We start from the raw sequence: 26,081 nt of genomic DNA, 5'->3' as shown, positions 1-26,081 counted from the left end.
GGTACCGGCGCCGACGACGGCGCGCGCCCCCGCAGCTCGGGAGCGCGCGCCACGGTGTCGGGTCAGCGACGGGGTTCGACGACGGTGTTGCCGCCCATCACGGTGCGGGTCATCGGCCGCTGCAGGAACTCGTGCGGGAAACCGAGCGGGACCGCGCTGGCCGCGTCGAGGGCGGCGAGCTGGTCGGCGGTGAACTCGACGTCCAGCGCCCCCAGGTTGTCCTCCAGCTGGGCCAGGGTGCGTACGCCGAGGATCGGTGCGGTGACGGCCGGGTTCTGCAGGTCCCAGGCGATCGCGACCCGGGACGGGGTGGTGTCGAGTTCGGCGGCGACCTTCGTGACGGTGTCGGCGATGTCGAGCGCGCGTTCGGTCAGGGCGCCGTTGCCGGCGGCGATGTCGCGCCGGCTGCCGTTCGGTGAGCCGGTCGAGTCGGTGGCCAGGTCGCTCCGGTCGTACTTGCCGGTGAGGACGCCGGAGGCGAGCGGCGACCACGGTACGACGCCGAGCCCCAGTTCGGCGGCCATCGGGATCAGGTCGCGTTCCACGGTGCGTTCGACCAGGCTGTACTCGATCTGCAGGGCGATCAGCGGGGACCAGCCGCGCAGGTCGGCGATGGCCTGCATCCGGGACACCTGCCAGGCCGGCGTGTCGGAGATGCCGACGTAGACCACCTTGCCGCTGCGGACCAGGTCGTCCATCCCGCGCAGGACCTCCTCGACCGGGGTGGTCGAGTCCCAGGCGTGCAGGTAGAGCAGGTCGATGTAGTCGGTGCCGAGCCGGCGCAGGCTGTCCTCCACCGAGCGGACCAGGTTGCGCCGGTGGTTGCCCCCGGCGTTCGGGTTGTCCGGGTCGGTGCTGCTGGTGTACTTGGTGGCGATCACGAGCTGGTCGCGCCGGCCCGCGGCCATCTCCCCGACGAGCTGCTCGGACGTCCCGTTCGTGTACACGTCGGCGGTGTCGATGAAGTTGCCCCCGCGGTCGACGTACGCGTCGACGATGCGCCGGGTCTCGTCCCGGTCGGCGCCCCAACCCCAGTCGGTACCGAAGGTCATCGCGCCGAGCGCGAGCGGCGAGACGCGCAGGCCGGAGCGGCCGAGCAGCCGGTACCGGTCGAGGGACGGTGTGGTGTGTGCCATGGTGTCGCTCCTGATGCGTTCGCTGGCTTCCTGACACCCAGGTTCGTCGAGCGGGCGGTCGCTGTTCAGGGACGGTGTTTCCTGGGAAAGCGGGTCCCAGGCTGCGCGGTGGGGCCGGTGTCGGGACGGCGCCAGCGCGGTCGGTCGGCGGCGCCGCCGGCTGCTCGTACGCTGGGTGCATGACGGAGACGGTGGACGTCAGTGCGGAGTTGGCGGCGTTCCTGCGGACCAGGCGGGAGCGGTTGACGCCGGCCGAGGTGGGGCTGCCGGTGACGGGTCGCCGGCGTACCCCCGGGAGATCGTCCGGTGTTCCCGGCGGCGGCGGCCCGGCTGGTGCACGACCTGTCACCGCTGCCGGCGATGCTCATCGACCACCGCTTCGACGTGCTGGCCTGGAACGCCGAGATGAGCCGGGTGATGCTCGGGCTGGACACGCTGCCGGCGCAGTCGCTGAACACGATGCGGTTGTGCCTGATGGATGGCAGGTTCGAGCACTTCTACGTGGAGCGGGAGCGGGTGATCCGGGAGGGCATCGCCGACCTGCGGGCCGCCTGGGCGGCGCACCCGGACGACGCGGAGCTGGCGGCGCTGCTGGACGACCTGGTGTCGGGCAGTCCGGAGTTCGCCCGGTTGTGGGAGCAGCACGCGGTGCGGGTGAACGGGCGGGGCCGCAAGCCGATGCTGCATCCGGAGTTCGGCCCGCTGACGGTCGACTTCGAGGTGCTGCTGCCGATGTCGGAACCGGACCTGCGCGTCGTGCTGTACCGGGCGGCCGACGAGGCGTCCCAGCGGGTGCTGGACACGATCGCCCGCGAGGCGACCCCGGCCGCGGTCGGCTGACCACCGCCGGCACCCGGCCGCGCTCCGCTGCCCACCGCGTCCCGCCTCCCGACGCCGGCCGGGATGCGGTCGCCGATGCGACGGGGTTCCGCGGTCAGTCGGCGGCGGTGGCCTGGGGTTCGGTGAGGGTCTGGTGCAGCCAGTCCTCCACCCCGGCCACGTGTACGGTCGCCCAGGCGCGGGCCACGTCGGGGTTGCGGCTGACCATGGCGGCGTGGATCGCGGCGTGCTGTTCCCGGGTGCGCTGCACGGCGCCCTCCTGGGTGAGGCCGCGCCAGACCCTGGCCCGTACGGTCGGGGCGGAGAGGCTCTCCAGCAGGCTGGCGAGGGACGGATTGCCGGCGCCGACAGCGATCTCGCGGTGGAACCGCAGGTCGTTGGCGACCAGCTCGTCGACGCTGGGGTCGTCCGGCAGCTCGGCCAGGATGGCGCCGAGCGCGTCGAGCTGCTGGTCGGTCATCCGCCGGGCGGCGAGCTCGGTGGCGGCCGGTTCGAGGATGTGCCGGATCTCCAGGAACTGGCGGATGCTGTCGTCCCGGTGGAAGTCGACGACGAAGCTCATCGTCTCCAGCAGCAGCTGCGGTTCCAGGCTGGTGACGTAGGTGCCGTCGCCCTGCCGCACGTCGAGCACGTGGATCAGGGACAGCGCGCGGACCGCCTCCCGCAACGAGTTGCGGGACAGGCCGAGCCGGTCGGCGAGGTCGGCCTCCTTGGGCAGCCGGTCACCGGGACGCAGCTCACCGGACGTGATCATGTTCTTGATCCGGTTGATCGCCTCGTCGGTCAGCGCCATCCAGCCCTCCCACTGCCGGGCGGTGCCCGCGGCAGCCGGGCCCCTGTCTGCACGACCGCGCGCGGTGCGGTTGGTCGGCGCACCCGGTGGGCGCCGCGGCACCTGGTCGCGCCGCGGCGGGTCGAGACGGCGATGGCTCGTCTAGTCGAACAGGTCTTCGAGGAAGCTGCGGCGCTTCCGGCGCTGCCCATGGTCCGGGTGGCGTCGCTCATCGTACCGGCGGGTGTCGTGCCGGCCGCGCTCGTCGTGCGGCCGTTGATGGTCACCCGGGCCGTACCACCCCTGCTCGGCGTTGATCAGGTGCTCCAGCTCGCCGCGGTCGAGGAACAACCCGCGGCACTCGGTGCACTGGTCGACGGTGACTCCGTTGCGTTCGTACTGACGCATCTGTCCTTGGCACTTCGGGCAGATCAGGTCCATCGGGCAACGGTAGCCGAGCGATCCGGCGATCGACCAAGACTCGTTAAGGCGCCGTTGAGGAGGCGCGCCGGCAGCCCCGGCGGTACCGGCGGATCAGCTCAGCAGGCCGTGCACCTCGCCGTCGGAGATCTGCCGAAAGTCCTGGTAGAACCGGCCGACGGCGTCGAAGTTGGCCGGCCGGTACGGGCAGACCAGCTCGTCCGCGACCGCTGCCAGGGCGTCGGCCGCGCCCGGTGCGGCGACCGGCACGCCGAGCACGGTGCGCTCGGCGCCGCGGCGCCGAGCCACCTCGACCGCGGCGCGGGCCGTGGCGCCGGTGGCCAGCCCGTCGTCGATCAGTACGGCGATGCGGCCGGACAGGTCGGTCGCCGGGTGGTCGGCGTGGTACCGGGCGTCCTGCCGGGCCAGTTCGGCGCGTTCGGTGGCCACCGCGGTGTCGATCTCGTCGGCGGACAGCCGGTCGGCGAACGCGGTGAACGCGACGACCTCGTCCGGCCCGATCGCGCCGAACGCCACCTCCGGCGCCCAGGGCACGCCGAGCTTGCGGACCACCAGCACGTCGAGCGGGGTGCCGAGCCGGCCGGCGACCTCGGCGGCGACCGGCATGCCGCCCCGGGCCAGCCCCAGTACGACGACGTCGGTGCTGCCGGCGTGGCAGCCGAGCAGCGCCGCGAGCGCGGCACCCGCCTCGCGCCGGTCCCGGTATGTCCGGTCGACGACCGGGCCGGCAAGCCGATGTCGGGGTCGCGACCGCATGTTTCCTGTCTACGCCCGATCCCCGGCGGTCGCGACTCGAACGCCGGGATGTCGTGCCGGCTCGGCCGGTTCGCGCGGTATGCGCAGCGCCACCGCCCAGACCGCGTACGCGGCGGGGTAGAGCAGGTAGCCGAACCGGGTCGCCGGCGCCAGGCAGATCGCGAGCAGCATCGCCGCGGTGACCCGCCAGGTCACCGCGGCGACGTCGGCCGGCGGCCGGACCAGCAGGTGGAGCACGAACGCCAGGCCGGCCGCCACCAGCAGGCTCGCCGCGACGACCTTCCCACCTGGCAGCAGCACCGCGATCAGGTGCCCGGGCAGGTTGCTCGCGGCGGGGCTCTCGGCCAGCCCGCGCCCGAGCGGGTAGCGGACCAGGTTCTCCAGCACGCCGTCCGGGTCGCGCAGCGCGATCGGGCCGAGCGTGACGACCGGCAGGGCCAGCGCCGGTGTCAGGTACCAGCCGAGCGACCGGCCGCCGGCCCGGAACCCGACGAACACCGCCAACACCACCAGCACCGGCAGGGCGAACAGCTTCATCGCGGCGGCGTCGCCGATGACCAGGCCGGACAGTAGCCACCAGAGAGCGCCGCCGCCCTCGTCCACCCGTGCCCGTACCGCGAAGGCGAGCCCGAGCAGGCACAGCGCGAGGACCGGCAGGTCGTCGCCGCCGGTGGCCAGGGTCAGCGCGCAGACCGGGAACACGGTCGCCACCTGCGCCGCCCGGACCAGCACCGCGGCGGGGGCGAGCCGGCGCAGCAGTACCAGGGCGGCGACGATCGCGGCGGCGGTCACGACGGCGAAGCCGACCCGGGCGTCGGTCCACCACTGGTCCCCCGCGTACCGCCGGGGCAGGCCGAACACCGCGATGCCCGGGTTGTACGGCACGTAGGCGAGGTAGCCGAGCGAGGGCAGCGCGCCGACGATGCCGTCGTGCGACAGGTACGGGCTGCCGGTGTCGACGAGCCGCGCGCCGGCCATCTCGACGACGGTCACCTCGTCCTGGGCTCGGCCGCTGGCGCCGGTGGCCCGCTGGGCGGCCTCGATCAGCAGCGGCAGCAGCGTGGTGGCCGCCCAGCCGGCGAACACCAGCACCATCCGGGTGGCCGGCCGGGCCAGCCCGCGCCCGACGAACCGCTGGACGACGGCGAGCACGGTCAGCGCCAGGTAGCCGAACACCGCGATCCGGCCCCACTGCGCGTGCGCCGGCATCCCGGTGTTGAACGCGATGATTCCGGCATAGACGGCGGATGCCGCGTACAGCACGATGTCGACCACGGTGCCTCGGCCGGCCCGGTGCGTCGCGCGGGCGATTCCGGTCAGCGTCACGCCGGTCAGTCTGGCATCGCCCCCGCCGACCCCGCACTCCCGGTACGGCCCGTCCCGCCGCGCCGCCGATCACCAGCTCGGCGGCGGCCGGGCCGCGGGTTACAGGCGGTGCCGGGTGCTGCGGGTCAGCCGGCCCGGTGGGATGCGGATGACCTGCGCGTCCGCCGACATCGGCGGCGCCAGCGGGGTCTCCGCCGCGAGCAGGTCGGCGATCTTGGTGTCGGTCACCGGCCGGGAGAACAGGTAGCCGGAACCGCACGGGCAGCCCAGCTCGAACAGCATCGCCCGCTGCCGCTGGCTCTCCACCCCCTCCGCCACCACCGACAGGTCGAGGCTGCGGCCCAGGTCGATCGCGGCGCGGACCACCGCCGCCGGCTCCGGCGAGGTGACCAGGCCGGCGACGAAGCTGCGGTCGATCTTCAGCTCGTCCACCGGCACCCGGGCCAGCATGCCGAGCGAGGAGCTGCCGGTACCGAAGTCGTCCAGGGCGATGCGCACCCCCAGCTCGCGCAGCCCGCGCAGGGTCTCGTCGACGACGTCCAGCCGGCTCAGGTTGCGGGTCTCGGTCAGCTCCAGGGTGAGCTGCTCGGGCGGTACCCCGCTGGACGTGACGCGCCGCTGCACCACGCGCAGGAAGTCCGGGTCGAGCAGGCTGCGCGGGGAGAGGTTCACCGCGACGCCGATCGGGTGCCCGGCGTCGGCCCACCGGTACGCCGCCGCCAGCGCGGTGTCCAGCACCAGCTCGGTGAACTCCGGCAGCAGGTCGGACCGCTCGATCGCGGTGAGGAACTGCCGCGGCGCCATCTCCCCCCGGTACGGGTGTTCCCACCGGGCGAGCGCCTCCGCCGCGCTGATCCGGCCCGAGTTCAGCTCGACGATCGGCAGGTACCGCAGGGCGAACTGGTTGCCGTGCAGCGCGGCGCGCAGCTCGCCGCCGAGGGCGAGCCGGCCGACGTCGGCGGTGTCCCGCTGCCGCTGGTACTCGGCGAGCCGGCTGCCCTCCCGTTTCGCCTGGTACATCGCCACATCGGTGCGGCGCAGCAGCTCGCCGACCCCGCCCTGGACCGGGGCGAGCGCGACGCCGGCGCTGCCGCCGACGGTGATCCGGATGCCGTCGACCTCGATCGGCGGGTCCAGGGTGGCGAGCATCTGCCGGGCCCGGTGCACCGCGAGCGCCGGCGCCGGCAGCGCCACGAACAGCACCGCGAACTCGTCGCCCCCCAGCCGTACCACGATGTCGTCGTCGCCGGCCGCGGTGGCCAGCCGCCGGCCGATCGCGGTCAACACCTCGTCACCGGCGGAGTGCCCGAGGGTGTCGTTGACCTCCTTGAAGTGGTCCAGGTCGATCAGCACCATCGCCTGGGTGCCGCGCGCCGGCCGCTCGGACAGCACCTGCTCGCCCACGTCCAGCAGGTACCGGCGGTTGGCCAGGCCGGTGAGCGGATCGTGCGCCGCGTCGTAGGCGTGCCGGGCCGCCCGCCGCTGCGCCTCGGCGTACGCGTACGCGTTGCGCAGCGCGGTGCCCAGTGCGGCGGCGAAGGTACGCAGCGCGTACCGCTCGCTGTCGCTCAGCCGCACGGTGCCCGCGAACCGCAGCCGCAGCTCCCCCGGGCCGGCGTCGGTGTCGGTGCTGCCGAGCGGCGTCTCGATCGTCTCGGCCTCGCCCGCGACCGGTGCGTCGGCGGCGGCGCCGGCCCAGGACACGCCCTGCGCGTCGCCGCGGACCAGGCCGTCCGGTTCGGTGCCCAGCCGGACCAGCACCTCGACCTCGTCGGCGCCGAACAGCTCGGCGGCGCCGGTCACCGCGGTACCCAGCACCTGCGCCAGGTCGACCTCGCTGAACCGGTCGGTCGCCGCGGCCAGCCGCTGCCACGCCTCGCGCTCGGTGTGCGTGCGCAGCCGGTAGGCGTAGGCGAGCCGCAGGAAGACGATCATCGGTGGGATCGCGAACAGCAGCCGCGGATCGAACCGCAGCACGCCGAGGATCAGGAACGCGATGGCGATGTTGCCGCTGATCGCGATCAGCTCGACCCGGTGCAGCGGCATCAGCCGCAGCCGGGTGCCGTTCGCGAGGCTGATCGCGATGCTCACCGACAGCGCGGCGAACAGCGCGTACACCCCCGTCGCGGCGATCAGTGCGACCGCGCCCCGGACGGTGAACGGATCCACCCGGGCGCCGGCCACCAGGTAGCTGAGGGTGGCGGCCCCGGTGACTGCGACGACCTGTTTCGCGACGTTGAGGGTGAGCTTGTCCGCGGGGCGGCGACCGATCAGCTCGGCGGCGAGGCGCCCCAACGCCGCCGCCCAGATCATCGTGCTCGGTGGCAGCACGACCAGCCCGATGATGACGGCTGCCTCGCCCCAGGCGAACTGCACGCCCTGGCTGCGCAACCGCAGCTGCACCGGGGCCAACCCGGCCACCGTGTACAGCGCGAGCATGCCCACCGCGAGCCACAGCGCGCCGGTCGGCCCGGGCAGCTTGGCGGTGGCGACAAGGAGCACGCCCAGCGCCAGCGCGGCGTGTCCGAAGATGTAGCGGCGCAGGGTGGCGTTGCGGGCCGTGGAAGCGTCGGCAGTACTCACGGTGGCAGGTCCCCGGGGCGAATCGGGTGACGGATGCGGCGATCCTACGCGGATGCGCGGATCGACGTAAGTGAGTGTTCGACAACACCACAGATCGTCGTCAGGTCCAGTGGCGTTCACGCACGGCGTCTCCTTTCGTACGACATGGCCGACGGGTGCCGTTCAGCTCCAGTTGTGCTCGCGCATCGCGGTCTCCTTTCCGCTGGTCAGGACGTTGTCGGCGGGGTTCAGCTCCAGTTGTGCTCGCGCACGGCGCGCCTCCCTCCTCGGCTCGATGTGACGGCGTCGTCCGATCAACTCCAGTTGTGCTCGCGCATGGCGTGTCCTTCCTGTTGTCGGATCGTGTCGGCTCGTTCAGCTCCAGTTGTGCTCGCGCATGTCGGCGTCCCCTCTCTTCGTGGTGTCGGTCGCGACGGGGGCTCAGCTCCAGTTGTGCTCGCGCATCGCGGTCTCCTTCCGGCTGGTCGGGACGTTGTCGGCGGTGTTCAGCTCCAGTTGTGCTCGCGCATGGCGGCGCCTCCTTTCTTCGTGGTGTCGGCTGCGACCGCTCCTCAGGACCAGTTGTGTTCGCGCACGGCGTGTGTCCTTCCCGCTTGTCGGGGCGGCGTCCGGTCGTTCAGCTCCAGTTGTGCTCGCGCATCGCGCTGCCTCCTTTCTTCGTGGTGTCGGCTGCGACAGCTCTCAGGACCAGTTGTGCTCGCGCATGGCGGCGCCTCCTCTCTTCGTGGTGTCGGTCGCGACGGGGTTCGCTCAGCTCCAGTTGTGCTCGCGCATCGCGGTCTCCTTTCCGCTGGTCAGGAAGGTGTCGGCGGCGGTCAGCTCCAGTTGTGCTCGCGCATGGCGGCATCCCCTCTCCGTGTGGTGTCGGCTGCGACAAGTCGTCAGGACCAGTTGTGTTCGCGCACGGCGGACCCCCTTCGGTACGTCTCGGGAGTGGGTGCCGGTGGGTCGGCGGCCGCGGTTCGGCGGCAGGAGGGCGGCGCGGTACGAGGAGCGCGCGGTGCATGCCCGTTTCGCGGCGTCGTCACGACCGCCCCCCAACGTCGCGCGCGTCGTGGCCGGTGCGTGCGGCCCGTTGCGTCGCGGGGCGGGCCGGGGCACCGCCATCTCCGGCAGGAGGAACACCGTCAGCATAGATAGCCGTCTATGACAGGGCCATGTGCGAAAAGGATGACAGGTGATCACTCGGCGGTACGAAACGGATCATTGCCGTGCGGGTGGGCCCGCCGGCGGTGCGGACGGCCGTACCGATTCGCCCGCCGTGTCGGTCCGGGCCGGCCGGGCTGCGTAGGCTCGTCGTGTGACCGAGTCCAGCGGCCTGACCCATGTGGACGAGACGGGCGCGGCCCGGATGGTGGACGTCTCCGGCAAGGACGTCACCGTCCGCAGTGCCGTCGCCGCCGGCGTGGTGCGTACCACCACCGAGGTGCTCGACCTGATCCGAACCAACGGACTGGCCAAGGGCGACGCGCTGGGGGTGGCGCGGATCGCCGGCATCATGGCCGCGAAGCGCACCCCCGACCTCGTTCCGCTGTGCCATCCGATCGCCATCCACGGCGTGGTCGTCGACCTCGAACCGCACGAGTCCACAGTGGACATACGAGCCACGGTGCGCACCGCCGACCGCACCGGGGTCGAGATGGAGGCGCTGACCTCGGTGCTCGCCGCCGGCCTCGCGCTGATCGACATGATCAAGGCGGTCGACCCGGCGGCCGGCATCGACGCGGTCCGGGTGCTGCGCAAGGACGGCGGCAAGACCGGTACCTGGATCCGTCCGGCCGACGACGGGAGGCAACCGTGACCGACTTCCAGGCCCGGGTCATCGTGGCCTCCAACCGTGCCTCCTCCGGCGGGTACGCCGACACCACCGGGCCGGTGCTCGTCGACGGTCTGCGCCGGCTGGGCGCCACGGTGACCGAGCCCGTGGTCGTACCGGACGGTGACCCGGTCGAGCGGGCGTTGCGCGAGGCGGTCGCGGCCCGGGTCGACGTCGTCGTCACCACCGGCGGTACCGGTGTCTCGCCCACCGACCGCACCCCGGAGGCGACCGCCCGGGTGCTCGACTACCAGATCCCCGGCATCGCCGAGGCGGTCCGGGCGTACGGCGTGGGCACGGTGCCGACCGCGGCGCTGTCCCGTGGCATCGCCGGTGTCGCCGGCCGCACCCTGGTGGTCAACCTGGCCGGCTCGCGGGGCGCCGTCGCCGACGGACTCGCCGTGCTCGGCCCGATCCTGGCCCACGCGGTCGACCAGCTGCGCGGCGGTGACCATCCGCGCCCGGTGGACGCGACCGCCGGCGTCCCGCCCGCGGTCGCCGCAGCCGACTCGTCCGCGCCCGCCGGCAGCCCGTCCGCGGTCGCCGCACCGCCGGGGGGCGCCGAGCAGACCACCGTGCTCCCCGCGACCGGCTCCAGCGCCGGCCCGCGCGCCGCCGCCGGCCCCGCCGTGGCCGGGCCAGGACCCGCGGGCGCCCACAGCCACGGCGCAGCCGCGCCGGGAGCCGCGGGTACCCACAGCCACGTCGGAGCCGGGCCGGGAGCCGTAGGTGGCCACAGCCACGGCGCAGCCGCGCCGGGAGCCGACGGTGCCCACGGACAGGTGACCGGGCCGGGAGCCGCGGGCGCCCGCGGGCACGATGCGGGTGGCGGCTCGATCGGCTGGGCGGCGGCCCGAATCGCCGCGCACGCCGCCGGGGCGGCCGCACCGCCGGAGCCGGTCCGGCTCGCGCTGCCCGACGCCGCCGGCGCGACGCTCGCCGAGCCGGTCCGGGCCCGTACCCCGCTGCCCGCGTTCACCACCGCCAGCGTGGACGGCTACGCGGTGCGCGGCGCCGGCCCGTGGCGGGTGTCCGGCCGGGTGCTCGCCGGCCAGGTCGCGGTCGCGCTGGCCGACGGTACGGCGGTCGAGATCGCGACCGGCGCGATGGTGCCGCCGGGCGCCGACCAGATCATCCGGGTCGAGGACTCGACCCGGGACGCCGAGGGCCTGGTCTCCGGGCAGCCCCGCCGGCCGACGCCGGAGTGGCGGGTCCCGGGCGAGGAGGCGGTCAAGGGCGAGGAACTGCTCCCGGCCGGTACCCCGGTGACACCCGGTGCGGTCGGCGTCGCCGCCCAGTGCGGGTACGACGAGCTGCTGGTGCGCCGCCCGCCCCGGGCCACGGTGCTGGTGTTCGGTGACGAGCTGCTCACCGAGGGCCTGCCGGGCCGCGGCCTGGTGCGCGACTCGCTCGGCCCGCAACTGCCCGGCTGGCTGGCCCGGATCGGCGCGCTGCCAACGGTTTCCGCCCCGGTGGCGCCGGTCGGCGACACCCTCGACGCGCACGTCGAGGCGATCGCGACCGCCGCCGGCGCGGCGGACCTGGTGTGCACCACCGGCGGCACCATGCACGGCCCGGTCGACCACCTGCATCCGGCGCTCGCGCAGCTCGGCGCCGAGTACGTGGTGGACACCGTCGCGGTCCGGCCGGGCTTCCCGATGGTGCTGGCCAAGCTGCCCGGCGGCCGGTTCGTGGCGGGCCTGCCGGGCAACCCGCAGTCCGCGGTGATCGGCCTGCTGACGCTGGTGTGGCCGCTGGTCGCCGGGCTCACCGGGCGGTCGGTGCCGCGGTTGAGCCGGGTCCGGCTCGGCGCCGAGATCGCCGGTCGCGGCGACGACACCCACCTCGCGCTCGCCCGGCTGGAACCGGACGGCCTGGCCTACCCGTTGCCGCACAACGGATCGGCGATGCTGCGCGGTCTCGCCTGGGCGGACGGCTTCGTACTGGTACCGCCGGGCGCCACCGGCCGGGTCGGCGAGCCGGCCGAGTTCCTGCCGTTCCCGCTCAGTGCCGGGGAACGGCCATGACCGCACCGCAAGCGCCGACGGAGGTGTCGCAGTGACCGAGCTGGTCCGGGTCGAGGTGACCGAGAAACCGTTGGTACCGGCGGAGTTCGAGGCGGCGGTGTCCCGCAGCGCCGCGGGTGCGGTGGTCTCGTTCGCGGGCGTGGTGCGCGATCACGACCACGGCCGCACCGTCCGGGAGCTGACGTACGAGGGGCATCCGAGCGCGCCCGACGTGCTCGGCAAGGTGGTCGCCGACGTGGTGGCGCACTGCCCGGAGCTGCAGGCGGTCGCGGTGGGGCACCGGGTCGGGCCGCTCGCGATCGGCGACGCGGCGCTGGTGGTGGCGGTCGCCTGCGCGCACCGGGGTGCCGCGTTCGACGCCTGCCGGCAGCTGGTGGACGAGGTGAAGGCCCAGCTGCCGGTGTGGAAGCACCAGCTGTTCGCCGACGGTACCGACGAGTGGGTCAACTGTCCCTGACCCGCCTCTGTCCGGAATGGACGGTTGCGCGGTGCCGGGTTATCGTGGCGGCCGACAGCTTTCGGTCGCTTCGGTCGGTAACGATGCTCTAACGCGTTAGCGCACCGATTCGCGCCGTTGGGTCAGAAACCCGACACTTGACCTCCGCTTCCCTCCAACGGGGCCATTGTGTTACCCATCGCGCCGTCCAGCGGCCTATGGTGTCGCTGGTTGGCACGTCGTACTATGCGGCTTGCCGCCCGGCTCGGCTCGGGTGTCGACCAGACAGTGCACATGGTTCGGTGTTGGAACGGCGAGCGCCCGTTGGGCGGCGTTTCGGGTTGAGGTGACTCCGGGGGCGGAGTCCGCAACCGGCGCCATCGCCGGCCGATGGTGGAATGCATGTGGGGGGAGTGCAGATGAGCATGGTTGCGACGCAGGCTGCCGCCGAAACGGCAGTCCAGGATGATCCGCCGCTGGTCGCCCGTGGGCTGATGGATGCCTACCGGCGTTGGTGGCAGTCGGTCCAGCAGGTGCACAGCATGCTGGAGCTGGGCAGCGGGTCGACCGAGGAGGTCGGTCAGATCCTCGACGAGGAGCGCAACGCGCGGCTCGACTACGCGGCGATGCTGCGCAGCTCGAACCGCCCGGTGGCCGACTACCTGGCCGAGGACAAGGCGTTCCCGCCGCTGTGGCCGACCCCGGAGCCACCGATCGCCCAGCGCTGACTCGCCGGGTTCGTCCGGACGGTCACTCGGTCGCCGCGGCCAGTCGGCGGTAGGCGTCCGAGTCGAGGAACGACGGCAACACCTGGCGGGCGATGTCGGTCAGGTCCAACTGTGGCACCTTGTCCGCCGCGACGAACTCCAGCGCCTGCCCCTCACCCAGCCGTACGTCGTCGCGGGTGACGGGCAGCGCGGTGGCGAAGACCTGCCAGGCGACCAGCCGGCCGGGGCTGACCCGGTCGGGCATGGTGCCCTCGGCGACCGGATGCACCGGCCCGGTCGCGGTCAGCGCGGTCTCCTCGGTCAGCTCGCGGCGGGCCGCCTGTTCCGCGGTCTCACCGGGTTCCACGTGGCCGCCGGGCGGTGACCACCGGCTCGGGTCGACCCGGGCGTCGGCGTCGCGCAGCTGCATCAGCAGCGCCCCGCCACGGCCGACGACAACCATCAACGCGATGCGGTGTCCGATGGGCGCCATGCCAGCGAAGCGTAGCCGATCGGTTGCCGGAAACCGAGTCTCGCCGCGCACCGCCCACCGCGCGGCGACGCCGTGCGTCACCCGCCGCGCCACCCGGCTCCTACCGGGCGCTACCTGCCGGGTCGCGGCCGCGCCGCCCGGCTCGTACCGGGCGCTACCCGCCGGGTCGCGACTGCGCCGCCCGGCTCGTGACGGGCGGGGCGAGCGGTCAGGGCGTGACGCGTTCGACCGCGCGGCGGCGCAGCCGGCCGACCCGCTTCGCGGCGACCTCGGTGGCGTGCGAGGCGCGCCAGCCGAGTCCGGGGCGGCCCTGGGTGTCCACCGCGGTCAGCGCCAGGCCGCCGAGGATCGCCACGTTCTTGAGGAAGTGGTTGCGGTGGTTGGACCGCTGCGCCGGGTCCTGGTAGCGCCACCAGGCGTGCCCGACGAGGGTGGTCGGCACCAGCGAGGCGGCCAGCGCGAGCGCCGCCAACCGGGGCAGTCTGCCGCTGGCGAGCAGCGCCGCGCCGCCCACCTGGATCGCCGCGTTCGCGCGTACGACGGCGACCGGCCCGGTGGGCAGCCACGGCGCGGTGTTCTCGGTGGCGGCGGCGAGCCGTTGGCTGACCGGCTCGGCCTGTTTCGCCGCGTGTTCGGGGTGCAGCAGGGTGTGTATCCCGCCCGACACGAACACCGAGGCGAGCATGGCGTGGGCGAGGCTCCGTACCGGCTTCATACCTGTTTTCATACCGCCGATCGGCTCGGATCAATCAGACAATGTACGATTCGCCGGCCCGTGACCCGTGTCGCAACTCCCGGGGAGTGACTCTTGTCGTACCGTGCGGCTACGGTAAGTGGCATCATGTCGCGCCTTTCGTCCGGGGTTGTCCGCGATTACCGTCCGATCGCGATCTGCTCGGCGGTGGGCGCGTTCGCGCTGGGCTCGGTGGCGAGCCAGACGACCGGCTGGCCGTTCTGGCTTCTGTTCGCCGGCGCGGCGGCGTTCACCGCCGTCTCCGTCGGCCTGCCGATGTACGCGGAGCGCGCCGCATCGGTGCGGGCCACCGACGCCCGGCAGATCGCCGAACGCGCCACCCAGCAGATGCGCATCGTGGTCGGCCGGGTCCTGACCCCGCTCGCGTACCTGCTGGGCGAGATCAGCGACGCCCGACCGCGCGGCGGCGACCTGGACCAGTTGCAGGGCCAGGCCCGCCAGATCGTCCTGGCCGCCGCCTGCGAGCTGGTCGCCCCGGAAGGCGCCCGGGCCTGCTACTTCCGCGCGGTCGGCGGCCGCAGCCGGCGGCTGGAGCTGGTCGGCTACTACGGCCGGGCCGAGCCGGGCACCGTCGAGTTCGTCGCCGGTACCCCGCTGGGCGACGCCGCGTTCCACCTGATCGACACCGACACCGACGGCTTCTACCCGGACCTGACCGTGCAGGCGCCGCCGGGCTGGGTCACCGACGACCACAAGCACCGGTCGCTGATCGTCGTACCGGTGGTGACCGCGCGGCGCCAGTTCGGCCTGCTGACGGTGGACACCGAGGAGTGCGGCGCGCTGCACGACCAGGACCGCGAGCTGGTCCGGCTGCTGGGCGAGCTGCTGGCGGCTGGGCTGAACCGGTGACCGTCCGCCCTGGCCTGCCGCGCCGCTGTCGCCCACCTCGACGCCTCCGCGCTGTCGGGCGACGCGACCTTGCCGCCGCTCACACGAACGGGCGGATTTCAAGGCCGTGAGCTGACGGATCTAGGACAGTCCGCTCGACAAGTGCGCATTAGTGTGCGTAGCAACGTTCGGACGAACGTCGTTGCGTTGGCGACCTAGGCAAGGTCATGGCAGGCTGGACCCGATCGGTTCTGGATGGGGGTCTCCGGTGTCGAGCTTGATCGAAGCATGCGGCGCGCCGTTCCTCGGCTCGGCCGCGCACGACGAGGCGCGAGACGCCGACCAGAGTCCGCGTGATCGCGCATCTCGCCTGCTCAAGGACCCCAAGGGATACTTCGCCGACGCCCGCAGCTGGGCCGGCAAGAAGGCCAAGGCCGACGTGCAACGCGAGCTGTCCGAGAAGAAGGCGCAGCGCACCCGGTTGCCGCTGTGGAGCCGCCTCCGTCTCGCCGCCGTGCACTGACCGGTTCGGTCCGGGCAGCGCGTTCTCGGCCGCTGTGATCCGCCGCAACATGCCCACGGGGTACGTGCTCTCCGATGGCACACTGTGCCCCATGAGTACGGGGCAGCGTGCGAGTCGTGGGCGTTCCGACGAGGGGGAAGCTCTCGTGAGCGACGAGGTGACCGAGCGTGCCCAGCTGGTCCCGGACGAGCTGGCCGACGACGTGCTCGGCACCGGCTACACCGCACGGACCATCCCGCTGCCCGACGACGACGAGGGCGAGGTCGTCGCCACCCTGGTGCACCACCGCCCCACCGGCACGCCGTCCGGTGACGCGGTGCTCTACCTGCACGGGTTCTCCGACTACTTCTTCCAGACCGAGCTGGCCGACTTCCACACCGCCCGGGGCAGCGACTTCTTCGCGCTTGACCTCCGCAAGTACGGTCGCTCGCTGCGCGAACACCAGACCCCCGGCTACATCACCGACCTGCGCGACTACTTCGCCGAGCTGGACGAGGCGGTGCGGATCATCCGGGCCGAGTACGGCGCCCGGCGGGTGATGCTGAACGCGCACTCCACCGGGGGCCTGATCGCCGCGATCTGGGCGCACTGGGTGCGCGAGCGCGGCCTGGTCGACGCGGTCGTGCTGAACAGCCCGTGGCTGGACATGCAGGGTTCCTGGCTGGTGCGCACCCCCGGCACCGAGGCGCTGGACGTGATCGGCAAGCTCAAGCCCAGCGCGGTGGTGCGGGCCAACGAGGCCGGGGTGTACGGGTACAGCCTGCACCACGAGCAGCACGGCGAGTGGGACTTCGACACCGTCTGGAAGCCGCTCGGCGGGTTCCCGGTGCGGGCCGGCTGGTTTCGCGCGGTGCGCCGGGCGCACCGGTGGGTGCACTACGGGCTCGACATCCGCTGCCCGGTGCTGGTGATGTGCTCGACCGGCAGCCGGTTCCCGCGCAGCTGGAGCGAGGAGGCGCAGCGGTTCGACACGGTGCTGGACGCCGACCAGATCGCGCGCTGGTCGCCGAAGCTCGGCCGGCACGTCACGCTGCTGCGGATCGAGGGCGGCATGCACGATCTGGTGCTCTCGGCCAAACCGGTGCGCGAACGGGTCTATGCGGAGACCGCGCGCTGGCTCGACGCGTACCTTCCGTCGTAGGTTCGCGATACGGTCGTGGGGTGACCGTCGAGGCTCGTAAGGCGCTGACGCTGGTCGACCGGTTTGGTCGGGTGGCGACCGATCTGCGGGTGTCGCTGACCGATCGGTGCAATCTTCGGTGCAGCTACTGCATGCCGGCAGAGGGTCTGCCGTGGCTGCCGCGGCAGGAGCTGCTGACCGACGCCGAGGTGGTGCGGCTGTGCCGGATCGCGGTCGAGCGGCTGGGTGTCTGGCAGGTCCGGCTGACCGGTGGTGAGCCGTTGCTGCGGCCGGGGCTGGTCGACATCGTGACCGAGCTGGCCCGGCTGTCGCCGCGGCCGGAGCTGGCGTTGACCACCAACGGGATCGGGCTGGCCCGGCTGGCCGGGCCGTTGCGCGCGGCCGGGCTCGACCGGGTGAACGTCTCGCTCGACACGCTGCGGCCGGACCGGTTCGAGCAGTTGGCGCACCGGCGCCGGCTGCCCGACGTGCTGGCCGGGATCACCGCGGCGGCGGAGGCCGGGATGACCCCGGTGAAGATCAACACGGTGCTGCTGCGCGACCTCAACGAGGACGAGGCGCCCGAGCTGCTCGACTTCGCCCTGGAGCACGGGCTGGAGCTGCGGTTCATCGAGCAGATGCCGCTGGACGCGCAGCACGGTTGGCGTCGGGACCGGATGGTCACCGCGGACGAGATCCTGGCCTGGCTGTCGTCCCGGCACGAGCTGGCACCGGACGACCGGGAGCGCGGCAGCGCCCCGGCTCAGACCTGGCTGGTGGACGGCGGGCCGGCCCGGGTCGGCATCGTGGCGTCGGTGACCCGGCCGTTCTGCGGCGACTGCGACCGGACCCGGTTGACCGCCGACGGGCAGGTGCGGTCGTGCCTGTTCAGCCGGGACGAGGCGGATCTGCGTGGCGGGCTGCGCGGCGGCGCCACCGACGAGGAGTTGGCAACCGCGTGGCGCACGGCGATGTGGGGCAAGGCGCCGGGGCACGCGATCAACGACCCGTCGTTCCTGCAGCCGTCCCGGCCGATGTCCGCGATCGGCGGCTGACGTGATCACCGTTCGCTACTTCGCGGGTGCCCGCGCCGCCGCCGGTACGGCGAGCGAGCAGGTGCGGGCCGACAGCCTCGGCGAGTTGCTGACCGGCCTCGCCGACCGGCACGGCGACCCGCTCGGCCGGGTGCTCGGGGTGGCGTCGTTCCTGGTCGACGGGGTTGCCGCGCACGACCACGGGGCCAGGTTGCGGGCCGGCTGCACGGTGGACGTGCTCCCCCCGTTCGCCGGCGGCTGACCGGCTGCCGGAACTCCCGCTCGGCCGCGTCGGGCCCCTTGCGGTCAGCCGAACGGTCTCCGGCTCGCTCGACCGACGGCCGCTCCGCTGCGGTCGGTGGCGGTCCGGTTTCGGGGGGAATTTTCCCCGATGTCACGCAGCAGTTGCCCTTCTCGGGCGTGACAAGAGGGTGAGGCCGGCGGCCAGAGGACCCGGCCCATGTCCCGAGAGGGGAGCGTGTGCGCGATTCGCGCGACTTCGACTCCTTCTACCTGGGCACCGCGCCGCGCGTCACCAGTCACGTACACGCGATGGTCGGTAACCGGGCGGACGCCGAGGACGTCACGCAGGAGGCGTACGCGCGGGCGTGGCAGCACTGGGACAAGGTGGCCAGGTACGACAGCCCGGAGGCGTGGGTTCGTACCATCGCCTTCCGCATCGCGGTGAGCACCTGGCGCAAGGCGCGGAACCGGCTCACCGCGCACCGGCGGCACGGCGTACCGGAGGATCTGCCCGGCGCCGACCCGGACTACGTCGCGATCGTCGCGGCGCTGCGCCGGATCGCGCCGGACCAGCGCCGCGCGGTCGTGCTGTACCACCTGGTCGGGCTGTCGGTGCCGGAGATCGCCGCCGAGACCGGCGTCGCCGTCGGTACCGTGCGGGCCCGGTTGACGCGCGGCCGGCAGGCGCTGGCCCCGCACCTGTCCGAGTTCGCTGCCGAACTGACCGCCGGAGTCTCGGAGGTGGCCAACCATGGCTGACCGCTTCGAACGGGCACTGCGCGCCGGATCCGCACGACTCGCGATGAACACGAACCTGAAGCACCCGGGCGAGATCCGGGCCGGTGCCGAACGGCGGCGCCGGCGCCGCATCGCCGTGCTCGCGTCCGCCGTCACGCTCGCGGTCGCCGGCCTCGGCGGCACCGCGTACGCCGCGGGGTGGGCCGCGGCGCCGAGCCACCACCCGGCGGTGGCGCCGACCCGGTCGGTGGCGTCGTCGCCCGGCCCGTCGCATCGCCCCAGCCCGTCCCGGACCGGTACGCCGTCCCCGACGAGCTCGCCGTCCGCGCGGCGGGACGGTGGGTCGAGCGACGGCGCCGCCCCCGAGTGCGATCTGGATGCGATGGCGGCCGTGACGATCGACGGTGGCGGTGCCGGCGGTGGGCATGCGCTGTCCACGGTGTCGATGACCTACACCGGCGCGACGCCCTGCACGCTGCCGGAGAAGTACCCGGAGCTGACCTACCGCTGCGGCGGGAGCGCGCAGGCGGATCCGCGGTACTGCCGGCTTCCGGTCGGCCACGGCACCTACTTCGACGGTGGCCCGGCGAAGGTGTACGGCGGGACCGTCCGGCCGCACGAGACGGTGCTGTTCGACGTCGGTACGGTCTCCGAACCCAGCGCCGGGCCGGAGCGGACCTACCCGGGGCTGCACCTCGTCACGCAGTCCGGCGGGGCCGTGTCGATCGCCGGTGGACCGGTGTCGAGTACCGGTGGGGTCACGGTCGGCAGGTGGTACCACGGGCAGCGCTGACGGGTGCGCGAAAGCCCGCCCGGCCGCCGTCGCGCCCCGACGCGCGGCGGCGGCGCGGCGGCCGGCGCGCCTACCGTGTCTCGGCTCGTTCGCCGCGCACGGCGCGCGACCGGCCAGCGTCGATCTCGGGACCCCGGACCACGAGCACTCGCGCCATCTCGGTTCCGCGGTCGCCGGTACCGCCGCGATCGCCCGCTGGTTCGCCACCCTGCGCTGACCGCGTGAACCTCCGGTGCCGGCAGCCTGCCTGGGCCGTCCGGTCGTCGATCGGGCGGCCGGTTAGCCTGACCGTCCACTATGGACAGAATGTGGCCCGAGCCGCCCCGACCACGCGCCCGAGCCGCGTCGGCCGAACGGTGGTCAGGGGCGCAGGGCGGCGTGCAGGTCGGCGGCGCGGAGCGAGGCGGGGGCGCCGCCGGTACGGGCGAGGTCGTTGCTGCGGCGGCGCAGCAACTCGTTGACCGGCGTCGGCACCCCGTGGAGCCGGCCCAGCAGCACGATCTCGCCGTTGAGGTAGTCGGTCTCCACGCTGCCGGTCCCCCGGTACAGGCTCTGCCACGACGACGAGCCGGCCGGCGTGGCACCGAACCGGGTGATGCGCAGGATGTCGCCGCGCCGTGCCTGGTCCTCCGCCATCGGGACCACGCCGATGCCGGCGGCGGCGAGTACCGCCTCGCCCTCGGCGCGGGCCGCGTCGATCAGCGCCACCGCCTCGTCGCTGTCGTCGTCGGCGACGAGCGCACCGACCGCGTTGGCCAGGTTCATCACCAGCTTGCGGTACTTCCAGCGCATGATGTCCGGCCGTGGCTGCGCGACGAACGTGGCGGTACCCAGCCGGTCGGCGAGTGCGGTGGCGCCCGCGTCGGTGCCGGTCGGGTACCGGCCGAGGTCGAGGATGCCGGTGGTGGGCACCGAGTACGCCTGCACCACACCGGGTTCCAGGTGGCCGGCGGGCATCATCACGCAGACGCCGTACACGGTGTCGAAGTGGCGCAGCGCGAGCCGTTCGTTCGCCACGCCGTTCTGCACGCAGCAGACCGGGACGTCCGGGCCGGCGGCGGCGACCAGGTCGGTGAGGGCGGCGGCGGTGCCGTTGGTCTTGATGGCCAGCAGGACCACGTCGCCGTCCCGCCAGTCGATCTCGGCGGGCGAGGCGACGGCGGGGATCCGCAGCGTCGCGGTCGTCTCCGGGTCCTCGATCCGGAGCCCGTCGCGCTGGATCCGGTGCAGGTGCTCGCCGCGGGCGATCAGCACCACGTCCTGTCCGGCCTGGTGCAGCCGGCCGCCCAGGACCCCGCCGATCGCGCCGGCGCCGTACACGATGAACCGCATGGTCGCAGGTTGCCACGGGGACACCGGCGCGTACCGGCGGGTGGTCGCGGGAATGGCATGGCCCGCACCGCACCTGACACCATGAACGGGCACTGCCACGCTGGGTGATCTTGGTGAGACCGCCTCGTGATCGTGTGTCACGAATCACACCGTTTACGGTATGCAGTAGATTCTGGCGGAACAACCGATTAATGCTGGCAATAGGCTCGAATCACCTTCACAGATGGTGACAATTCTGACCAGAGCGAGAAGGCGGCAAGGCACCGATCGCGGTACGTATCCCGACAGCTCGACACGGTGATCTAGTGTTCGGCGCCGTGGTCTTCGAGCAGGACAATCTCCGCCGATTCGGGTACAAGCAGGAGCTCAGGCGATCCCTGAGCTTCCCCGATCTGCTCTTCTACGGGCTGATCTTCATGGTGCCGATCGCGCCGTTCGGCATCTTCGGCAGCGTCTACCAGGCCTCCGGCGGCATGGTCACGCTGGCGTACGGGATCGGCATGGTCGCCATGGTCTTCACCGCGGCCTCCTACGCCCAGATGGTCAAGGCGTTCCCGATGGCCGGCTCCGTCTACACGTACGCCGGTCGCGGCATCGCGCCGCCGGTCGGCTTCGTCGCCGGCTGGATGGTGCTGCTCGACTACATCCTGGTACCGAGCCTGCTCTACCTGGTCGCCGGCAGCGCCATGACCACGTTCGTACCGGGGGTGCCGGTGTGGGCGTGGCTGCTGATCTTCCTGGCGTTCAACACCACGGTGAACTTCTTCGGCATCAAGCTGACCGCCGTCACCACCCGGGTGATGCTGGTCGGCGAGCTGGCCGTACTGCTGATCTTCCTCGCGGTCGGCATCTACGGCGTGGCCACCGGCAAGGCGACCGGCGACCCGCTGAAGCCGCTGTTCGACTCGCACCACTTCTCCACCACCGTCGCGTTCGGCGCGGTGTCCGTCGCCGCGCTGTCGTTCCTCGGCTTCGACGGGATCTCGATGCTGGCCGAGGAGAACCGCGGCGAGTCGCGGCAGGTCGGCCGGGCGCTGATCGGTGCGCTGGTCCTCGCCGGCCTGCTGTTCATGGTGCAGACCTGGGTGGCGTCGATGTTCGTGTCCGGGCCGGCGCAGATCAAGGGGGACGTGGACAACGCGTTCTACAACGCGGCCAAGGTCGCCGGCGGGCCCTGGTTGTCCACCCTGACCGCGCTGACCACCGCGATCGCCTGGGGGTTCGCCGACTCGCTGGTCGCGCAGGTGGCGACGTCGCGGCTGCTGTTCGCGATGGGGCGGGACCGGCAGCTGCCGAAGTTCCTCGCCCGGGTGTCGCCGAAGCGGATGGTGCCCACCAACGCGATCTTCCTGACCGCGCTGGTCACCCTCGGCGTCGGGCTGTACATGTCCAGCCGGGACGACGGCATCGCGCTGCTCAGCTCGATGATCAACGTCGGTGCGCTCGCCGCGTTCATGCTGCTGCACCTGAGTGTCGTGGTGTACCACCTGATCAGGCAGCGCAGCCGCCGGGTGTTCGCGCACCTGGTCGTGCCGGTGATCGGCATCGCGATCCTGGTCCTGGTGGAGGTCAACGCCGACCACAACGCCCAGATCCTCGGCGTGGCCTGGCTGGCGCTCGGCCTGATCGTGCTGGCCTCGCTGTACGCTCTCGGCCGCCGGCCCCGGGTGCCCAGCATGGGCATGGCGGAGGACGAGCCGGTCCAGGAGCCGGTGTGACGGTACCGGCGACGCGGGCGCCGGTGGCGCCGGTGTTGGTGACACAGCGGGAGGCAGCATGGCCAGCGACCTGATCGAGTACCGGCCGGGCGCCGGCGACTACGCCTACACGTTCGGCGGGCGGCCGGCGGTGCGGCACGTCCGGCCCGGCGACCTGATCTCGATGTACACCGAGGACTGCTTCGGCGGCGTGGTGCGCTCCACCGACGACCTGCCCTCGCGGGTGTGCAACTTCCCGTTCCTCAACCCGGTCACCGGGCCGTTCCACGTGGACGGCGCCGAGCCGGGCGACACGCTGGCGCTGCACTTCGTCGAGATCGCGCCGGCCCGGGACTGGGCGGTCACCACGACCCTGCCGCACTTCGGCGCGCTGACCTCCACGCACACCACGGCCACGCTGCAGGAGCCGCTGGAGGAGCGGGTCTGGAAGTACGACGTGGACGCCGCGGCGGGCGTCGTGCGCTACCACGCCAGCCGGTCCGGGCACACCGTCGAGCTGCCGCTTTCCCCGATGCACGGCACGGTCGGGGTCGCACCCGCCGCCGGCGAGGCGCGGATGACGATCACCCCGGACGCGCACGGCGGCAACATGGACACCCCGGAACTGCGCGCCGGCGTCACCGTCTACCTGGGAGTCAATGTGGACGGTGCGCTGTTCGCCATCGGCGACGGGCACTGCCGGCAGGGCGAGGGCGAGGTGACCGGTGCCGCGGTCGAGGCGGCGATGAACACCGTCGTCGCGGTCGACCTGATCAAGGGCGTGGGTACGCCGTGGCCGCGGCTGGAGTCCGACGACGCGCTGCTGTCGACCGGTTCGGCCCGGCCGCTGGAGGACGCGTTCCGGATCAGCCAGCACGACCTGGTCACCTGGTCGGCCGGGCTCACCGGGCTGGACACCCTGGACGCGTACCAGCTGATCGCGCAGGCCGGGCAGGCGCCGGTCGGCAACGTCGTCGACACGAACTACACGATGGTCGCCAAGGTGGCCAAGAAGTACCTGACCGCGGTCGGTGCGGCCGCCGCGTACGACGGGGTGCACGAGCGGCTGCGCGCCCTCGGCCGGCAGTACCTGTCGAGCCGATGAGCGAGCGTGCGCGAGCGCACCGGCTTCCGGCGGAGGACGCTCGATGAGCCCGCCGCCGGGCCGGTACGAGCCGCGGGACGCCTCGGCGCGCGGCCACCTGCCGGTGCCCGAGGCGCTGTTCGTCCTCGGCCACGACGAGGCCGGCCGCACCCGCTACCACCCGCGGCTGCTGGACGTGGTGCTCGGCGGGGCGCTGCTGGCCGAGGCGGCGATCGGTGGCGCGGTGACCGTCGTGGACGGCGGTACGGTCAAGGTCGCCGATCTCGGCGGGCCGCCGCCGGACGCCCGTGGCCTGCACCTGGCGGTGCTGGACACGCTCGCCGGGGAGCCGCGGTCGCACACCGCCGCCGAGTGGATCGGCCAGTTCGCCCCGGACGCGACGGCTCGGATCCTGGAGTCGCTGGAGCGCACCGGGCTGTGCCGCAGGGTCACCGCGCGCCGGCTCGGGCTCTTCCGTACCGACCGGGTCCAGTTCGTCGATCCCAGCGTGCTGGGCCGGACCGAGGCGTGGTTCACGCACGCGCTGACCTGGGCGCAGGACCTGGCGCCGACCGATGCGGTGCTCGCCGCGCTGGGTCGCGAGCTCGGCCCGGCCCCACCCGCGTACGAGGATCTGGCGGTGGCGGAGCGTGCCGCCCGCCGCCGTGCCGTGGACGAGGCGATGGACGACTCGGTTCGCCGGGTCGTGGCCGCGACCCGCGCGGCGATCGCCGCCTCCGCCTTCGGCGCCTACCGCTGACCCGGCACCGCTGACCCGGCACCGCTGACCCGGTGCCGCCGGCACCTGCCACCGGCCCGGCCGCGCCACCGCGTCGGCCGAACCCGCCGCGTGGCGGCTCAGGCGACCTCGTCGTCGCTGCGGTCGGGGACGGCGGTGAGGTGGGTGGTGTGGTCCGGCCGGGGGCGGGCGCCGGCGTGCGGGAAGACGAACTTCCGGAACGCCCAGAGCCGGAACACCATCGCGAGCAGGGTGCCCAGGATCATCCCGCTGACGAAGTCGGAGATCTCCTGGGTCAGCAGCGACACGACCGGGACCCGCAGCTCCAGCACGTACCGACTGATCACCAGCGGGATGTCGTTGACCCCCACACCCAACCCGCTGACCAGGAAGAACAGCAGCGCCTCGTGGTGCCGTTCGCGGCCGCCGCGGGTGCGGAACGACCACTCCCGGTTCAGCACGTACGACACGATCGTGGCGATGATGGTCGCCACGGTCAGTGCCGTCACCGGCTTCTCGTGCAGGATCGTCAGCTTCAGCCCGTAGTTGATCGCGGCGGTGATCAGGAAGCAGGTGCCGCCCACGATCAGGAACTTGAGCCCCTCGTGGTGCTTGATGACCAGCGACCGGATCGGCTCCGGTACTCGCCGCAGGGCGCTGTCGACCACGAACACCCGACGGAGCCTACGCACCGCCCGCCAGGGTGGCCGCACCGGCCCGGGGAAGTTGGTGATCCGTTGACTACCTTCTGTCCCTGCGTTGTCCCGGGCCGGTACGAACCGGTCAGCTGTCCTGGTCGATGAGCGTGATCACGTCGGACGCGGCGATCAGCGCGGCCCGATCGCCGGTACGGGCGTGCGTGTCCAGCGCGGTGTCCACGAACTTGAGCACGTGCTCGTCCCGGTGCGCGGCGGCCCGGTCGAGCACCTCGGTACGCGGGTCGGTACCGCTCGGGCCGGTGCCCAGCTGGTCCGCCGGCATCGGCTCGGCCGGGGCGTACACGCTGGTCACCGCCGCGGAAGCGGCCCACGCGGCGCCGACGCTGGGCAGCCACAGCGAGCGGGGCAGCGCCGGCAGGGTGCGCAGTACGGCGTTCGGTGCGGTGGCCGAGTGCACCAGCATCACCGGCTCGCCGTACCCGTACCGGCCGTACCGGCGGACCGCGGCGTCGACGAGCCCGGCGAGCCAGTCGCGGGCGGCGTCCGGGTCGTCCGGCGGGCCGGCGGCGGCCACCGACTCCGGCCAGCCGGCGAGCGCGTCCAGCCGCGCCAGCCGGTCCCGGATGCCGCCGGTCTGGTCCGGCAGCGTCGGCACCTGGTCCAGCGCCGCGGCCGGGGTCAGCCCGCCGCGCGGCGCGCTCACCCCGCCGACGGTCTGCCAGCGCGCCGCCCAGTACGCCAAGGCGTGCGCCAGCTCGGCCACCGCCGCCGGGCTCTCGTCCCCACCGTGCAGGGTGCGGACCGCGTGCCCGACCCGGATCACCCCGTGCGTGGCGCCTGCGGCGATGCCCGGCAGCAGCCGCGGCCACCACTCGGCCAGCACGTCCGACCAGGGGCGTTCGGAGACCTGACCGACCAGCAGGTCGACCCAGTCCGCGATCCGCCGCGGGTCACCCAGTGCCGGCTGCCACCGGGCCGGGTCGATCGGCTCGTACCGCGCGGGCATGTCCTCCAGCTTCGGCCGGTACCAGTCCAGCCAGCCGTGCACGTCGCCCTCGTGGCCGTGCCGGGCCAGTACCTCGACCGCCATCGGGGCGTGGTTGGACAGCCAGCCCTGTCGCTCGGGCCCGGTGCGGTGCAGCCGCTCGTACGCCTCGTCCAGAACTCCGTCGGGCATCGTCCTGCCTCCATCCAGCGTCGTTGC

Annotated in this window: 25 protein-coding genes, 2 pseudogenes and 1 CRISPR repeat array; of the genes and pseudogenes, 16 read left to right on the top strand and 11 right to left on the bottom strand. The window is 73.1% G+C overall.

Annotation, left to right across the window (positions count from 1 at the left end):
* Positions 1 to 62: 62 nt before the first annotated feature.
* Positions 63 to 1,136 carry an aldo/keto reductase gene (locus tag NUM_RS29920; RefSeq protein ID WP_207128262.1) on the bottom strand — a complete coding sequence of 358 codons (1,074 nt, stop codon included), beginning with the start codon at positions 1,134 to 1,136 and terminating at the stop codon, positions 63 to 65.
* A gap of 306 nt (positions 1,137 to 1,442) precedes the next feature.
* On the opposite strand from NUM_RS29920, the gene NUM_RS29915 reads away from it, so the two are divergent.
* Positions 1,443 to 1,976 carry an MmyB family transcriptional regulator gene (locus NUM_RS29915; RefSeq protein WP_207128261.1) on the top strand — a complete coding sequence of 178 codons (534 nt, stop codon included), beginning with the start codon at positions 1,443 to 1,445 and terminating at the stop codon, positions 1,974 to 1,976.
* 94 nt (positions 1,977 to 2,070) lie between these two features.
* On the opposite strand, the gene NUM_RS29910 is transcribed toward NUM_RS29915, so the two are convergent.
* The 5 genes and pseudogenes from NUM_RS29910 to NUM_RS29890 form a co-directional block, all read right to left on the bottom strand.
* Positions 2,071 to 2,769, bottom strand: coding sequence for a FadR/GntR family transcriptional regulator (locus NUM_RS29910; protein WP_207128260.1), 699 nt, complete (start codon positions 2,767 to 2,769; stop codon positions 2,071 to 2,073).
* 276 nt (positions 2,770 to 3,045) lie between these two features.
* Positions 3,046 to 3,189, bottom strand: a pseudogene (locus NUM_RS37475) (TFIIB-type zinc ribbon-containing protein); the annotation flags it as partial.
* Between the two features lie 93 nt (positions 3,190 to 3,282).
* Positions 3,283 to 3,945 carry a phosphoribosyltransferase gene (locus NUM_RS29900; protein WP_207128258.1) on the bottom strand — a complete coding sequence of 221 codons (663 nt, stop codon included), beginning with the start codon at positions 3,943 to 3,945 and terminating at the stop codon, positions 3,283 to 3,285.
* Positions 3,946 to 3,954: 9 nt separating this feature from the next.
* Positions 3,955 to 5,271, bottom strand: coding sequence for a glycosyltransferase 87 family protein (locus NUM_RS29895; RefSeq protein WP_225918941.1), 1,317 nt, complete (start codon positions 5,269 to 5,271; stop codon positions 3,955 to 3,957).
* Positions 5,272 to 5,370: 99 nt separating this feature from the next.
* Positions 5,371 to 7,854, bottom strand: a complete 2,484-nt coding sequence (locus NUM_RS29890; protein ID WP_207128257.1) for a putative bifunctional diguanylate cyclase/phosphodiesterase — start codon at positions 7,852 to 7,854, stop codon at positions 5,371 to 5,373.
* Positions 7,855 to 8,016: 162 nt separating this feature from the next.
* Positions 8,017 to 8,759: direct repeats of the CRISPR family, unit length 24 nt; unit sequence TCAGCTCCAGTTGTGCTCGCGCAT.
* 395 nt (positions 8,760 to 9,154) lie between these two features.
* Here NUM_RS29890 and moaC point away from each other — a divergent pair.
* The 5 genes and pseudogenes from moaC (at position 9,155) to NUM_RS29865 (ending at position 12,861) form a co-directional block, all read left to right on the top strand.
* Complete coding sequence (moaC, locus tag NUM_RS29885) at positions 9,155 to 9,655, top strand: cyclic pyranopterin monophosphate synthase MoaC (RefSeq protein WP_207128256.1); 501 nt, start codon at positions 9,155 to 9,157, stop codon at positions 9,653 to 9,655.
* Positions 9,652 to 10,125 (top strand): annotated as a pseudogene (locus tag NUM_RS29880) (MogA/MoaB family molybdenum cofactor biosynthesis protein); the annotation flags it as partial. The gene moaC and the pseudogene NUM_RS29880, both read left to right, overlap by 4 nt.
* A gap of 327 nt (positions 10,126 to 10,452) precedes the next feature.
* Positions 10,453 to 11,697 (top strand): molybdopterin molybdotransferase MoeA, encoded by a 1,245-nt coding sequence (locus NUM_RS29875; RefSeq protein ID WP_370467082.1) that lies wholly within the window; start codon positions 10,453 to 10,455, stop codon positions 11,695 to 11,697.
* A 31-nt stretch (positions 11,698 to 11,728) separates the two neighbouring features.
* Positions 11,729 to 12,154, top strand: coding sequence for a molybdenum cofactor biosynthesis protein MoaE (locus NUM_RS29870; protein WP_225918940.1), 426 nt, complete (start codon positions 11,729 to 11,731; stop codon positions 12,152 to 12,154).
* Between the two features lie 398 nt (positions 12,155 to 12,552).
* Positions 12,553 to 12,861, top strand: coding sequence for a hypothetical protein (locus tag NUM_RS29865; protein ID WP_157034703.1), 309 nt, complete (start codon positions 12,553 to 12,555; stop codon positions 12,859 to 12,861).
* Positions 12,862 to 12,883: 22 nt separating this feature from the next.
* Here the strand turns inward: NUM_RS29865 and NUM_RS29860 are convergent, their stop codons facing one another.
* The gene (locus tag NUM_RS29860) at positions 12,884 to 13,333 is read right to left on the bottom strand and encodes an NUDIX domain-containing protein (RefSeq protein ID WP_207128255.1); all 450 of its coding nucleotides are present in this window, start codon (positions 13,331 to 13,333) and stop codon (positions 12,884 to 12,886) included.
* A 208-nt stretch (positions 13,334 to 13,541) separates the two neighbouring features.
* Positions 13,542 to 14,048 (bottom strand): DoxX family membrane protein, encoded by a 507-nt coding sequence (locus NUM_RS29855; RefSeq protein ID WP_207128254.1) that lies wholly within the window; start codon positions 14,046 to 14,048, stop codon positions 13,542 to 13,544.
* A 126-nt stretch (positions 14,049 to 14,174) separates the two neighbouring features.
* Between NUM_RS29855 and NUM_RS29850 the strand changes: the two genes are divergently transcribed.
* From NUM_RS29850 to NUM_RS29820, 7 genes are all read left to right on the top strand, one after another.
* A complete protein-coding gene (locus NUM_RS29850) occupies positions 14,175 to 14,936 on the top strand; it encodes a GAF domain-containing protein (protein WP_207128253.1) in 762 nt (253 codons plus the stop codon).
* 247 nt (positions 14,937 to 15,183) lie between these two features.
* Entirely contained in the window at positions 15,184 to 15,438 is a 255-nt protein-coding gene (locus NUM_RS29845) for a hypothetical protein (RefSeq protein WP_207128252.1), read from the top strand.
* 145 nt (positions 15,439 to 15,583) lie between these two features.
* Positions 15,584 to 16,579: an alpha/beta hydrolase gene (locus NUM_RS29840; RefSeq protein ID WP_225918939.1), complete on the top strand. Its 996-nt coding sequence runs from the start codon at positions 15,584 to 15,586 to the stop codon at positions 16,577 to 16,579.
* Between the two features lie 20 nt (positions 16,580 to 16,599).
* Complete coding sequence (gene moaA, locus NUM_RS29835; protein WP_207128250.1) at positions 16,600 to 17,613, top strand: GTP 3',8-cyclase MoaA; 1,014 nt, start codon at positions 16,600 to 16,602, stop codon at positions 17,611 to 17,613.
* Between the two features lies 1 nt (position 17,614).
* Positions 17,615 to 17,854 carry a MoaD/ThiS family protein gene (locus NUM_RS29830; protein ID WP_207128249.1) on the top strand — a complete coding sequence of 80 codons (240 nt, stop codon included), beginning with the start codon at positions 17,615 to 17,617 and terminating at the stop codon, positions 17,852 to 17,854.
* 218 nt (positions 17,855 to 18,072) lie between these two features.
* The gene (locus NUM_RS29825; protein WP_207128248.1) at positions 18,073 to 18,594 is read left to right on the top strand and encodes an RNA polymerase sigma factor; all 522 of its coding nucleotides are present in this window, start codon (positions 18,073 to 18,075) and stop codon (positions 18,592 to 18,594) included.
* Entirely contained in the window at positions 18,587 to 19,366 is a 780-nt protein-coding gene (locus NUM_RS29820; protein WP_207128247.1) for a hypothetical protein, read from the top strand. Before NUM_RS29825 ends, NUM_RS29820 begins: the two co-directional genes overlap by 8 nt.
* Positions 19,367 to 19,726: 360 nt before the next feature.
* Here NUM_RS29820 and NUM_RS29815 read toward each other — a convergent pair whose 3' ends face one another.
* A complete protein-coding gene (locus NUM_RS29815) occupies positions 19,727 to 20,698 on the bottom strand; it encodes a ketopantoate reductase family protein (protein ID WP_207128246.1) in 972 nt (323 codons plus the stop codon).
* Positions 20,699 to 21,003: 305 nt separating this feature from the next.
* Between NUM_RS29815 and NUM_RS29810 the strand changes: the two genes are divergently transcribed.
* From NUM_RS29810 to NUM_RS29800, 3 genes are read left to right on the top strand one after another with little or no spacing between them, the layout of a single operon-like run.
* Positions 21,004 to 22,416 (top strand): APC family permease, encoded by a 1,413-nt coding sequence (locus NUM_RS29810; protein ID WP_225918938.1) that lies wholly within the window; start codon positions 21,004 to 21,006, stop codon positions 22,414 to 22,416.
* Between the two features lie 58 nt (positions 22,417 to 22,474).
* Entirely contained in the window at positions 22,475 to 23,500 is a 1,026-nt protein-coding gene (locus NUM_RS29805) for an acetamidase/formamidase family protein (protein WP_207128245.1), read from the top strand.
* 43 nt (positions 23,501 to 23,543) lie between these two features.
* Positions 23,544 to 24,239 carry a GOLPH3/VPS74 family protein gene (locus tag NUM_RS29800; RefSeq protein ID WP_207128244.1) on the top strand — a complete coding sequence of 232 codons (696 nt, stop codon included), beginning with the start codon at positions 23,544 to 23,546 and terminating at the stop codon, positions 24,237 to 24,239.
* A 98-nt stretch (positions 24,240 to 24,337) separates the two neighbouring features.
* Here the strand turns inward: NUM_RS29800 and NUM_RS29795 are convergent, their stop codons facing one another.
* Both NUM_RS29795 and NUM_RS29790 read right to left on the bottom strand, forming a co-directional pair.
* Complete coding sequence (locus NUM_RS29795) at positions 24,338 to 24,892, bottom strand: GtrA family protein (RefSeq protein ID WP_225918937.1); 555 nt, start codon at positions 24,890 to 24,892, stop codon at positions 24,338 to 24,340.
* Between the two features lie 109 nt (positions 24,893 to 25,001).
* On the bottom strand, positions 25,002 to 26,054 hold the full coding sequence (locus NUM_RS29790; protein WP_207128243.1) for a questin oxidase family protein: 1,053 nt from the start codon (positions 26,052 to 26,054) through the stop codon (positions 25,002 to 25,004).
* Positions 26,055 to 26,081 lie beyond the last annotated feature (27 nt).

It is taken from the genome of Actinocatenispora comari (assembly GCF_017312725.1).
Classification (GTDB): Bacteria; Actinomycetota; Actinomycetes; order Mycobacteriales; family Micromonosporaceae; genus Actinocatenispora; species Actinocatenispora comari.
This window is presented reverse-complemented; position numbering and strand designations above follow the sequence as displayed.